The organism is Chitinophaga skermanii (assembly GCF_003259335.1).
Lineage (GTDB): Bacteria > Bacteroidota > Bacteroidia > Chitinophagales > Chitinophagaceae > Chitinophaga > Chitinophaga skermanii.
Genome location: NZ_QLLL01000001.1, coordinates 295,048 through 308,033, shown reverse-complemented (window position 1 = coordinate 308,033; position 12,986 = coordinate 295,048). Strand labels below are relative to the sequence as shown.

At 43.2% G+C, this 12,986-nt stretch carries 10 protein-coding genes; 2 read left to right on the top strand and 8 right to left on the bottom strand.

Going from position 1 to position 12,986, the window contains the following annotated elements:
* Positions 1-719 precede the first annotated feature (719 nt).
* Both LX64_RS01295 and LX64_RS01290 read right to left on the bottom strand, forming a co-directional pair.
* Positions 720-1,991 (bottom strand): replication-associated recombination protein A, encoded by a 1,272-nt coding sequence (locus LX64_RS01295; protein WP_111595793.1) that lies wholly within the window; start codon positions 1,989-1,991, stop codon positions 720-722.
* A 63-nt stretch (positions 1,992-2,054) separates the two neighbouring features.
* Positions 2,055-2,588 carry a hypothetical protein gene (locus LX64_RS01290; protein WP_148707154.1) on the bottom strand — a complete coding sequence of 178 codons (534 nt, stop codon included), beginning with the start codon at positions 2,586-2,588 and terminating at the stop codon, positions 2,055-2,057.
* A 133-nt stretch (positions 2,589-2,721) separates the two neighbouring features.
* Between LX64_RS01290 and LX64_RS01285 the strand changes: the two genes are divergently transcribed.
* Both LX64_RS01285 and LX64_RS01280 read left to right on the top strand, forming a co-directional pair.
* Positions 2,722-4,767, top strand: coding sequence for a M13 family metallopeptidase (locus tag LX64_RS01285; protein ID WP_245952513.1), 2,046 nt, complete (start codon positions 2,722-2,724; stop codon positions 4,765-4,767).
* Positions 4,768-4,856: 89 nt separating this feature from the next.
* On the top strand, positions 4,857-5,312 hold the full coding sequence (locus LX64_RS01280) for a GNAT family N-acetyltransferase (protein ID WP_111595790.1): 456 nt from the start codon (positions 4,857-4,859) through the stop codon (positions 5,310-5,312).
* Positions 5,313-5,333: 21 nt separating this feature from the next.
* Here LX64_RS01280 and LX64_RS01275 read toward each other — a convergent pair whose 3' ends face one another.
* The 6 genes from LX64_RS01275 to LX64_RS01250 form a co-directional block, all read right to left on the bottom strand.
* Complete coding sequence (locus LX64_RS01275; protein WP_148707153.1) at positions 5,334-6,125, bottom strand: DUF6048 family protein; 792 nt, start codon at positions 6,123-6,125, stop codon at positions 5,334-5,336.
* Positions 6,094-6,573, bottom strand: coding sequence for a DUF6452 family protein (locus tag LX64_RS01270; protein ID WP_148707152.1), 480 nt, complete (start codon positions 6,571-6,573; stop codon positions 6,094-6,096). The genes LX64_RS01275 and LX64_RS01270 overlap by 32 nt, the downstream gene beginning before the upstream one ends.
* 45 nt (positions 6,574-6,618) lie before the next feature.
* Complete coding sequence (gene uvrA / locus LX64_RS01265) at positions 6,619-9,501, bottom strand: excinuclease ABC subunit UvrA (RefSeq protein ID WP_111596321.1); 2,883 nt, start codon at positions 9,499-9,501, stop codon at positions 6,619-6,621.
* Between the two features lie 220 nt (positions 9,502-9,721).
* Positions 9,722-9,904 carry a hypothetical protein gene (locus tag LX64_RS01260; RefSeq protein WP_148707151.1) on the bottom strand — a complete coding sequence of 61 codons (183 nt, stop codon included), beginning with the start codon at positions 9,902-9,904 and terminating at the stop codon, positions 9,722-9,724.
* Positions 9,905-10,035: 131 nt separating this feature from the next.
* Complete coding sequence (gene fabF / locus LX64_RS01255) at positions 10,036-11,298, bottom strand: beta-ketoacyl-ACP synthase II (RefSeq protein WP_111595786.1); 1,263 nt, start codon at positions 11,296-11,298, stop codon at positions 10,036-10,038.
* A gap of 155 nt (positions 11,299-11,453) precedes the next feature.
* The gene (locus LX64_RS01250; protein ID WP_111595785.1) at positions 11,454-12,941 is read right to left on the bottom strand and encodes an MBOAT family O-acyltransferase; all 1,488 of its coding nucleotides are present in this window, start codon (positions 12,939-12,941) and stop codon (positions 11,454-11,456) included.
* Positions 12,942-12,986: the final 45 nt, after the last annotated feature.

The following is a 12,986-nucleotide window of genomic DNA, read 5'->3' as shown; positions in this document are numbered from 1 at the left end:
CAATTATCACTCTCCAAGAATAATGGCAAAAATGAGCCTTATTACACGCTTAAATCGCAATTTAAAAAAACGGATCTACGTCGTCAAAACGAGCTATCCAAAACGACTGAAATATAGTCGCAATAAGGCACCTATTTTCCGCTGAAACCTTTTATAGCACAGCACTACTTCCAGCAAACCTGCTACCAGTAAATCTCTTAGAAAAAAAGCTAGTGTTTTCGGGCATCTAACATATTTTACCGACTCCAACCCTATGCTGGCGCGGGTCGCACCGATCTCTACACGTATAGATAAGCTTTTTGTCGACAAAAACTTGGTAACTACCATATGTTGGATATATGGAAATAACATCCCAGGTATATGGGAAATATATGGGTAATATATCTCGACATAGCAAAGACGCGGTTTTACCATTGAAATAACATTAGAAGAACATTGGGAGATATTATAAAAGCACCAATTAATACCTCAAGCGGTCTATTTGCGACAATAACTTTTGGCAACTACTGCCAACTACCGGTTAAAGTCTTTCAAAGGCAAGTCAAAGGGTCGTTGACTACAGTCAAAGGGTGGTCAAAGGCTTTTCAAAGGGTTTTTAAAGGCTCGTCAAAGGGAAGTCAAAGGCTTTGGTATATTTAAGCACCTTGTAAGTAGCTTTGCGACATACTAAGGATAAGCACAAAAAAAGGCTGCATTTTCATACAGCCTTTTGTCGAATATTAGTAGTTATATTTTTCTTTCCACATCGCTTTCAAGTAGCGTCTCAATTCATCTTCACGGGCATTCTTACCGGGGTCGTAAAGCTTTGTGTTCTTGATGGCATCGGGTAAGAATTCTTGGTGTACAAAGTTGTTCGTGTAATCGTGGGCGTATTGGTAATTTTTACCATAACCTTGATCTTTCATCAACTTTGTAGGCGCATTGCGAATGTGCAAAGGAACAGGTAAATCGCCGGTTTGTGTAACCAAACTTTGTGCTTTATTGATGGCCATGTACGAGGCGTTACTTTTCGGTGATGAAGCCAAATAGGTAACACATTGCGAGAGGATAATCCGCGATTCGGGATACCCAATCATAGACACGGCTTGAAAGGTATTTGTTGCGAGTAATAGCGCGTTGGGATTGGCATTCCCGATATCTTCCGAGGCTAAGATCACCAATCGGCGTGCAATGAATTTTACATCTTCTCCACCTGCAATCATGCGTGCCAAGTAATATACAGCGGCATTAGGATCGCTTCCCCGGATGGATTTGATAAAGGCGGAAATAATATCGTAGTGTTGCTCACCCGTTTTATCATAAATGGCTACACGCTGTTGGGCAATGTCCATTACTTTTTGATTGGTGATAACGATCGGGTCTTCTTGCAAAGTATCTACCACTAATTCGAATAAGTTCAACAGCTTACGGGCGTCGCCACCGGCAATGTTGTAAAGGGCTTCTGTTTCTTTTAATTCGATGTTCTTCGTAGCTAACCAGGCATCTTTTTGCATGGCTTGCGTAAGCAATTGCAAGAAATCGGGCGGGCCGAGTGGTTTTAATACATATACTTGGGAGCGTGACAGCAATGCTGCGTTTACTTCGAACGATGGGTTTTCCGTGGTGGCGCCTATCAATGTAATAGTACCTTTCTCCACGGCACCGAGCAATGCATCTTGTTGGGATTTATTGAAACGGTGAATCTCGTCGATGAACAATACGGCTTGTTGTTGGTGCTTCGCGATTTCAATTACTTCACGTACTTCTTTCACACCGGCGGCGATAGCGCTTAAGGTGTAAAAAGGTACATTTAAGGTATGTGCTATAATGTTGGCAATCGTTGTTTTTCCCACCCCTGGAGGGCCCCATAGTATCATGGAGGGAATTTTTCCTTGTGCCAAGGCTTTACGTAAAATACTTCCCTCGCCGGTTAAATGCTCCTGCCCTACTAAATCTTCTAGGGTAGCGGGTCTTAACCTTTCTGCCAAGGGAATGGAAGAATGTGTTGTCATTTGCTTTGCTTTTACCGGTGATGGTTTGGGTTAGTGTAGCAAAGGGGCTCGTAATTCGTTTGCCTATTCTTCTATATCGAAGGTAATGTTTTCATCATCGTGGCGACGGTGTTGCCAAACTTTCAAATAGCGTAATGCTAGGCTACAGTTTGTTAGAATTATAGCGCCGTACACGATCATGATACCAGCTAATACACGTAGTGTTTTGATATAAATATCGCGATCTTTCAGTACATCCGGGTTTTGCTTACGCACAGCAGGATCATTTAAAATAACGTCGATAATAGCCTCCGGGTTGAAAAGTAAAGTAGTGAAACTCCATACCATTAATGCGCCAATTACAATGGCAATAATACTCATTACACGCAATCCACCCGGGGTACTTTGCTTAACGGGGTAACCTCCGTGAATTAAGCTACGTTGGATCGCTTGCGAAAGTATTGCTTGTATCAAAGGCGCACCCACCATCATGGCACTTAATAGCGCTTGAATACTTGGTGAAATAATAATACCCAGAACAGCGATCATGCTAAAAAGACCGGAAACGATTAAAATAAAGCCCGTTAAAAACCTGTACAGTGTAAATGAAAATGGCATGCGATTAATTTATTATCCAACGCAAACCTACTAAATAATTCCCAGCCCTGCCACCGCTTGCCGAGTTTTAACATGACCATGTATGGCTGAACTTTAGTTTTTCCCTACCTTTAAACCCTAAAATCTGTTTATAATGAGAGATATAAAATCCACTGCAGGGATGTGGATGCGCGCAAGTGCAGTAGTAGCCGTATTGGCTGCTGGGCAAGTGAACGCTCAAAACAAACCGGTTCCTGCATTCGACAAATCCTCTATCGACAATAGTTTCAAACCTTGCCAGGATTTTGATAACTATGCTAATGGCGGTTGGAAGAAGCATAACCCTATCCCAGGCACTGAAAGTCGCTGGGGAGCCTTCAACGTACTAGATAAAGAAAACAAAGAAGTCCGTTTAAAAGGTATCATCAACACCATCACAACAAAGAAAAACTTGGTAAAAGGCAGCGAAGAACAACAAATCGCCGACTTCTACAAATCTTACCTCGATGTAGCTACGATCGAAAAATTAGGTTTAACCCCTATTCAACCGTACTTACTTCAAATCGACGCCATCAACAACGTACAAGAATGGTGGAAAACTGCTGCTGAATTGTCTAAAATCGGCATCACCAATATCTTCGGTGTATATGTAGATGCCGATGCACTCGATTCTAAAATGAACGCCGTTTATGGTGGTCAAGATGGTTTGAGCTTAGGTGAAAGAAGCTACTACGAACGCCAGGACGAAAGCACCCAAAACGTGCGTAAAGAGTTCGAACAACACGTTAATAAAATGTTCTCGTTGGCCAACTGGAAAGATGCCAACCCAGGTAAAACCGTGCTCGATTTCGAAACGAAATTAGCCTTGTTGCAATTAACGAACGTGGAGCTGCGCGACCCCGTTAAAACATACAACAAAGTAGGTGTAGGTGAATTAAAAACATTAGCACCGGATTTAGACTGGTTGAGCTATTTAAGCATCAACGGTATCAAAACTGATTCTGTTATCTTGCAAGACAAACCTTACCTCGGTAAAGTAAACAACCTCTTAACAAGTTCTGATATCAACACACTCAAAACCTATTTACGTTGGCAAGTATTAACGCACTTCGCGGGTGCATTGCCAGCAAAATTCGATACCGAGAACTTCCATTTCTTCGCAACAGTAATGCGTGGCACAAAAGCGCAAAAACCGCGTTTAGAAAGAGCCATCCGCGCTACTGATGCTAACCTCGGTATGCCATTGGGTAAATTATTCGCAGAGAAATATTTCCCAAGCTCTTCTAAAGCGAAAGTTTCTGAAATGATCGAGAACGTACGTACCGTATACGGCGAACGTATCGACCAATTAACTTGGATGAGCGATGCTACGAAGAAAGAGGCGCATAAAAAATTAGCCGCGTTTACGTACAAAATTGGTTACCCTGATAAATGGAAAGATTATTCTTCTATCAACATCAGTGCTAACAACTTAGTACAAAACTTGGTAAACACAGCATTGTACAACCACAACGAAGCGATTGCTAAAGTGGGCAAACCTGTTGATAAATCTGAATGGTTAATGACACCGCAAACAGTAAATGCTTATTACAACCCGTTGAACAACGAAGTAGTATTCCCTGCCGGTATTTTGCAACCGCCATTCTTCAACCCGAACGCCGATGATGCTATTAACTATGGTGGTATTATCGCTGTAATTGGTCACGAATTCACACACGGTTTCGACGACCAAGGTTCTCAATACGATGCAAACGGTAACTTACAAAACTGGTGGACTGAAAGCGATCGTAAAAACTTCGATGCTTTAGCGAACCGTTATATCGAGTACTTCAATGGTATTGAAGCTTTACCGGGCTTCAAAATCAATGGTGCCCTTACTATTGGTGAAAACATTGCCGATTTAGGTGGTTTAACATTGGCTTATTACGCGTTGGAAAAATCGTTGAAAGGCAAGCCTGCCCCGGCGTTAATCGACGGTCATAACTGGCAACAACGCTTCTTCTTAGGTTGGGCACAAGTATGGCATGCAAACATTACGGATGCTGCTTTACGTAACCAAATCCAAACTGATCCGCATGCTCCAGCACGTGATCGTATTAACGGACCATTACCTCACTTAGTAGAATTCGAACATGCGTGGAAATGTGGCCCGAGCGACAAAATGGTATTACCGGCTGCACAGCGTGTAGTAATTTGGTAATAGCTGTTCCGGGAAAATTTACCGCAAACTATTATACTTGCACCGTGGGATAACTTCTCACGGTGCATTTTTTTTAAACTATATGTCGCATGAAAATTACTTGGTTTGTTAAGAAGTTTGAAGACTTAGGCGTACACGAGTTATACGACCTGCTCCGTTTGCGTTCGGAAGTGTTTGTAGTGGAGCAAAACTGCGTGTATTTAGACCTCGACAATAGTGATCAAAAAGCCTTGCATGTACTTGGTTATACCGACGATAACCAGTTGGTAGCCGTTACCCGGTTATTTGATTCGGGCATTAAATTCAAGGAGGCGAGCATAGGCAGGGTAGCGACGGCTTTTAGTGTGCGAAAATTGGGGATTGGTAAGGAGTTGATGCGTGTATCGATAGCGTCTGTGGAAGAACATTTCGAGGCGAAGGAAATCCGTATTGGGGCGCAGGAATACTTGCAGCGGTTTTACGAGGAATTGGGGTTTGTAAAAGCGAGTGATATGTATTTGGAAGACAACATCCCGCATATCGAAATGGTACGTGTTGCGCCGTAAAACGCAACACGCATCAGTGTATTATTTTTTCTTCTTAGGCACCGCGATTGGGGCAGAAGGAGCTTTTAGTTTGTATAATGGAATGAGGTAAGAAAGGGTATAATTGAAGTCGAACACCGCTTTCTTATCGCCGGCACCATAACCAGGAATAACCAAAGGCGCATAGTCGCCATCAATAATCTTGCTATTTAACAAGGTACGTACCCGTAAACTCCATCCCATGTAGAAGTTCTTCAATACTTCTGTACGTAAACCTACGGCAAACTCTAACCAATGGGCCATTTCGTTTGTTTTTGGTACGCTGCCTGTTACGTTGCCGTAATAGTTATCGTAGATCGTATAAGTAGGGAATTCGTAGTTGAACATAGCTACACCATAGCGGGCACCTACGAAGAACATGTTATTTTCGTGGATACTTTGTTTCTTTAACAAGTTATAATCAACGCCCAGCGCTATGAAAGCACCGCCGCCTTTATAGGTATAATTTGTATCGGAATGTTTTGTTCTGTTCACACCAAAATCCGCCACAGCATACAAGTCTTTGTTAATACGTGCATCTGCCGTAAAGTTAACATCCGTACGGTATGGTTGGAAAAACATCATCGCGAAACGACTAATATCTATTCCAATACGCAAACCCGCCGGGTAAGTTTGATGAATCTTTAAGGTATCGTTCTTCAAGTGCACGGTAGCCGAATCTGTTTTAACAGCAGACGGTTTCTTGGCCGATGCCGAGTCGGTTTTCTGTTGCGCCTGAGCTACACCTGCGCAAAGCAACAAACTAATAAAACAGGTAAAGATGAATGTCTTCATTATTGGTCACTTCCTTGTTGATAATCTGGATAGAATCGATCGCGTGGCGCGTGGTTATTACTGTATCGAGGTGGTAATACGTGGCAAATCCACATCCTGGTGAGATAAACTGTTGATGACGTTTATATCTAAATAGGATTGTATCGCCGAGTACTGTAGAATCCGCTTTAAAGTAGTACCATGTGCTGTCGATTACCCCGTTAAGCGGCAAGGCTACGCCGGTTAAACCGGTTTGGTTCTTTGCCACCGTATCGCCCATCATAGATTTAATGGTTACGTAAGGTAATGTTGTATCTACCACGCGACCATCGATTGGGCGCGGGTACTTAAAGCGCATACGCACGCTGGCGCGGAACGCTTTATCGCATGTTTCGGTTTGATCGTCGCACGCGTAGAAAGTCGTGGCCAACAACAATAAGCCGGCGCATAGTTTAAACATCGAATTCATCGCTGCAATATTAGTAAAAAGCTGGCAGTATCGAGAATGCTAGTATTATGATATGTGTAATTCTTGCTTTAAGAAACGGGCGGTATGGCTTTCTTTGCACTTCACCACTTCTTCCGGGGTACCGGTTGCAAGAATTGTTCCACCACCTTCACCACCTTCAGGACCCAAATCCACGATATAATCGGCCATTTTAATGACGTCCAAGTTATGTTCAATCACCAGCACCGTGTTACCACGTTCCACCAACTTATTCAATACCTTCAACAACAACTGGATATCTTGGAAGTGTAAGCCGGTTGTAGGCTCGTCGAGGATGTAAATGGTTTTACCCGTATCCTTCTTAGACAATTCCGTGGCCAATTTCACACGTTGTGCTTCACCACCAGAAAGGGTTACAGCAGATTGACCCAAGGTAATGTACCCTAGCCCTACATCTTGTAACGTTTTTACTTTACGGTAAATGAATGGAACGGGTTGGAAGAACTCAACAGCTTCATCCACCGTCATATCTAACACATCGGAAATAGATTTGCCTTTATAGCGAATCTCCAAGGTTTCGCGGTTATACCGGCGACCGTTACACTTTTCGCAATGCACGAATACATCGGGTAAGAAGTTCATTTCGATTACACGAACACCTGCACCTTCACAAACATCGCAACGACCACCTTTCACGTTGAAAGAGAAGCGGCCCGCGTTGTACCCACGGATTTTTGCCTCTGGTACTTGTGCAAAGAGTGTACGAATGTCGGTAAAGAAGCCACAATAAGTAGCTGGGTTACTTCTTGGCGTGCGGCCAATCGGCGATTGGTCGATTTCAATTACTTTATCGAGATGCTCTAAACCTTTCACGCTCTTGTAAGGCATGGGTTCGAACTTGGAGTTATAAGCGTGCTTGGAAAGAATAGGGTAAAGAGTTTCGTTGATAAGCGTGGATTTACCGCTACCAGATACACCTGTTACGCAAATGAAGGTACCTAATGGGAACTTCACGGATACGTTTTTCAGGTTATTCCCTGTTACACCTTTCAGTTCTAGGAACTTACCGTTGCCTTTTCGACGTTCAGCCGGGATTGGGCTTTCCGTTTTCCCGCTTAAATAGCCGGCCGTGGCGGTGTTCATCTTCAACATTTCCTTTGGTGTGCCTTGTGCTACCACTTGGCCACCATGTTTGCCTGCCCCGGGGCCAATATCTACGAGGTGATCGGCGTGTAGCATGATATCTTTATCGTGTTCTACTACGATTACCGTGTTACCCATCTCTTTTAAGTTACGGAGGGCGTCGATCAGCTGCATATTATCGCGTTGGTGTAGCCCAATACTTGGTTCATCCAAGATATAGGTGATACCCATGAGTTGCGAGCCAATTTGTGTAGCCAAGCGAATTCGTTGCGATTCGCCACCGGAAAGAGTGCGCGTAGCACGGTTGAGGGTAAGATATGTTAAGCCCACATTCAATAAGAAACCTAGGCGTTCGCGGATTTCTTTGAGAATGTCTTTGGCAATGGCATTTTGTTTATTGTCGAGGCGTTCTTCGATACCGGTGAACCATTCGCGTAAGCGGAGTAAGTCCATATTGCTGAGTTCGCTGATATTGCGTTCATCCACTTTGAAGAACAGGCTTTCTTTGCGTAAGCGTGTGCCGTTACATTCCGGGCAGGCTTGGAGCTTCATGAAACCTTCGGCCCAAGTGCGTACGTGGTCGCTGGAAGTATCGTTGAAATACCGGCGAACCATGTTTACGACCCCTTCGTATTCGGCGTTTACGTCGATAGGTGCTGCTTCTTCATCTACCGTTACATCCATATTCGTTGCGCCATTGGTATTGCCGTATAGCAATAGGTTGAGGGCAGAAGGGGGAATATCGGCGATGGGTGCCTTGAGGGAGAATTTATATTTCCGTGCAAGGGTTTGCACTTGTTTGTACGTGAACGTGTCGCGGGCTTCCCCGAGTGGTACTAGGCCACCTTCCTCGATGGATTTGCTATAGTCGGGAATTACCTCGTTGAGGTCGATTTGGTAAATTGTACCTAAACCTTTGCAACGCGGGCAGGCGCCGTACGGCGAGTTAAAGGAGAAGGTGTTGGGTGAAGGTTCTTCGTAGGAAATACCTGTGTCTTCACACATGAGCTGTTTGCTGTATTGCGCGAGCTTATTGGTATCGCTATCGAGAATGAACATGAGTCCTTTCCCCATTTGCAATGCCTTCTGTACGCTTTGACTTATTCTCACGCGGGATTCACTATTCACCACGATCCTATCAATTACCAGTTCAATATCGTGGATCTTATAGCGATCTACTTGTAAACGCTCTTTAAGGTCTACGATTTCGCCATCGATGCGCACTTTCAGGTAACCCTGTTTGCGTACTTGTTCGAATAATTCGCGGTAATGTCCTTTCCTACCTCTTACGAGGGGGGCAAGGATCACGAGTTTCTTCTTGTCTTTGTTCTTGTAGATATGTTCTAGGATTTCCTCTTCCGAGAAGCGTGTCATGCGTTTACCCGTTTCGTAGGAATAGGCCACCCCTACGCGGGCGTATAACAAGCGAAGGAAATCGTAAATTTCTGTGATGGTACCTACGGTAGAGCGTGGGTTCTTGTTGGTCGTTTTTTGTTCGATGGAGATAACGGGAGAGAGCCCAGTAATTTTATCCACATCTGGGCGTTCCATATCGCCGATAAACTGGCGCGCGTAGGCCCCGAAGCTTTCCATGTAGCGACGTTGTCCTTCGGCATAAATGGTATCGAAGGCGAGGGAAGATTTTCCGCTGCCGCTGATGCCCGTTATAACGACTAACTTGTTTTTGGGAAGATTAATATCTATGTTTTTGAGGTTGTGTTCCCGTGCGCCATATACCTCTATTTGATCGTCAGCACTGATCGCTGGAGCGGGTTCCCCCGTTACGTTTTTCTTTAATTTTGCCATAACATTCTCGAAACGTAGTTCGAACATCTAAGCTACGAAAAAATTAGGAGAAAGCCCGTAATGCCGCGCATTACGAAAATATGACACAATCCCCTAAAACCTTTATGTACAAAGGGTTTTAAAAGAAGGCTAAAAGAGTGTTAATAATAAAAATTTATCAACAGGGTTATTCAACGGGGTTATCAATACATAGTCGTTAATTGATATAACAATGATTTGTTTACTGGTGATTAAATTTGTTGCTTTCTTTGGGTTGTTCTTTTTTGAATTGCTGGTATTCCAATTCAATTTTCTCTCTTTTGGAAGAGCCGGATTTGCCATATAGTTCGGTCAACAGTTCATCTAGGGTTTTTACACGGCGCTCCACTTCTTGTTTTAATTTCAAAGTGTCTTGCTTGTTCATAATTGTAGGTTGATATGCTAAGATCAATATTCGGAGATTCAGCAAAATTGGATTTTATTTTCCACAAATAAAAACCCCGGTAAGCGAGCTTACCGGGGCAATAGTGTATTTTTTCGTAGTAGTTGTAGGTATTAACCTTTAAACTTCTTGAACACAGCAATAGCGTTGTGTCCACCGAAGCCGAAAGTATTACTCATAGCAACGTTGATAGTGCGTTTTTGTGCTTGGCCTAATGTAAGGTTCAATCCTTCTGGCAAACCTTCACCAAGTGTTGTAGTGCTGATTGTTGGCGGAACAACATCATCTTGGATTGCTTTGATACAAGCGATCGCTTCTACGGCGCCTGCAGCACCTAGTAGGTGACCAGTCATTGATTTCGTAGCAGAGATGTTGATATCTTTCAAACGGTCGCCGAATACAGCCGCAATAGCTTTAATTTCGGAAACGTCGCCTAAAGGAGTAGAAGTAGCGTGTGCATTGATGTAATCAACATCGTCGATTGTCAATTCTGCATCTTCTAAAGCTTGTTTCATACCATATTGAGCACCTAAACCTTCTGGGTGGGTAGCTGTTAAGTGGTATGCATCGGCTGTCATTGCACCACCTACCATTTCGCCGTAGATAGTAGCACCACGAGCGATAGCGTGATCATAATCTTCTAAGATGATGGCACCAGCGCCTTCACCCATTACGAAACCGTCGCGTTCAGCATCCCAAGGGCGAGAAGCGGTTGTAGGATCGTCGTTACGGGTAGATAAAGCCTTTAATGCATTGAAACCGGCGATACCTGCACGTGTGATGGGGGATTCAGAACCACCCGCCAAGATCATATTTGCTTTACCCATGCGTACATAGTTGAAAGCATCTACCAAGGCACTGTTTGAAGAAGCACAAGCAGAAACGGTACAATAGTTAATACCCATTAAGCCATACTTCATAGCAATTTGGCCGGCAGCAATATCAGAAATCAGTCTTACGATAAAGAAAGGACTGAATTTAGGAACGAAATTATTGTTTTGGAATTCGATGATCTGGTCTTCGAAGGTTTGCATACCACCGTTACCAGAAGCCCAAATCACACCAAATTTTGTTCTATCGATTTTCTCGAGATCAAAATTTGCACTTTTCATTGCTTCGTCGGCAGCGATCATGGCATATTGTGTAAACAAATCCATTTTCTTTGCTTCCTTCTTATCGATAAAATCATCAATATTCAATCCCTTCAATTCACAAGCAAACTTGGTCTTGAATTCGGTAGGATCAAATCTTGTGATCGGTCCGGCACCACTTTTACCGGCCTTCATATTATTCCAGAATGTATTCACATCATTACCGATCGGTGTTAATGCTCCCAAGCCGGTGATCACTACTCTTCTCAGTGTAACAGTACGCATAAGATTGACTTTAAAAACAAAAGTTAGAGCGCAAATTTACTCACTTATTGTTAGGAATATGCATATATATTAACAAAATGCATAATACTTTCTATTTTCATGAATAAAATAGTGTTAGAGTCGCCACCATGGCCGACCTATTACCTGCGCATATTTTAGAAACGGAAATAAATAGGAATCATTGGTTCCGTGGTTTTCACCTGGATAATGCACCAAATAAAGGCCACCATTACCACGATACTCGCCCAAACCGGCAGTTTTTCTAAGTACTTCTCGAGCTTAAACTCTACTTTATATGGTAAAAAATGTGCAATATAACCTATTGCCATCAGTATAAACACTGCTGTATACCCAGTAAGCAAGTCTTTCCATAAATTACCTTGGAAATCAAATGCCACCTGGTGAATAAGGGTCCATGAATCGCCAAATGTTTTCGACTCGAAAAATATCCAGCAGAAACATACGAAATGGAAGGTAAAGAGGATGCCGCCCAGCTTCCATAGTTTTGCAGCCACGGTATTTGTTTTCAAGAATGTACGGGCCTTTTGCCATTTAATCCACACTTTGTCAACCGCCAAAGCGCCACCGTGCATACCACCCCAGAAAATGAAGTTCCAGTTAGCACCATGCCAGAAACCACCAATTAGCATGGTTAACATCAGGTTTACCTGTTGCCTGAATTTACCTTTGCGGTTACCGCCTAATGGGATGTAGATATAATCTTTCAACCAGGAAGACAATGAAATATGCCACCTTCTCCAAAACTCCGTAATGCTAGAACTACGGTAAGGTTTATCGAAGTTCGGCGGCACAACGAATCCCATCCACCGCGCAATACCAATAGCCATGTCGGAATAACCTGAGAAATCACAGTATATCACCAAGGCATATCCATATACACCCATCAAACACTCGATACCCGTATGGCGAGAAGGATCATCAAAAATATATTGTACAAAGTTTTGGTAGATAAAGTCCGATATCACCACCTTCTTAAACAAACCGCCCATAATCAAGAACAAACCACGGCCCACGTCTTCTTTCGTTAAATGGTAAGGCTTGTAAATCTGCGGCAAGAAATCGGCAGCACGTACAATAGGGCCCATCATCAATTTCGGGAAGAACGATAAGAAGAAAAGATAATCCATGAAGTTGGTTACCGGCTTAATCTCCTTCCTGTACACATCAATGGTGTAACTAAGGTTTTCGAAGGTGTAAAACGAAATACCAATCGGCAATAACACGTGGATCGGGGTAAAATGCCCCACGCTTAAATCGTTCATAATACCGATGAAGAAGTTCGTGTACTTGAAATAAAATAATACACCTACGTTAATCACGATACTAAAGGCCAATAACCACTTCCGTTTCCAAGGCGTTTTCAAGTCGTTAATCCACCGCGACAGGTTAAAATCGACGATGGCTGAAAGAATGACGAGGAGCACGTACTCGTTACAGGCTTTGTAAAACAAGTACAATGAAAAGATGGTAAATACCCATACACGCCCACGCTGGTTATGTGCTACCAATTGGTAACACAGCAAAAAGAAGGCAAAGAAATAAAGGAAAAACGCACTGTTAAAAAGCACTGGATCTTTTGGATCATACAAGACGTGCGATAAAATTTTCTCTATGTCGAACATAAGTATAGTCACTTTTCAACGCGAAGCACTGGAAACGCGGGTATT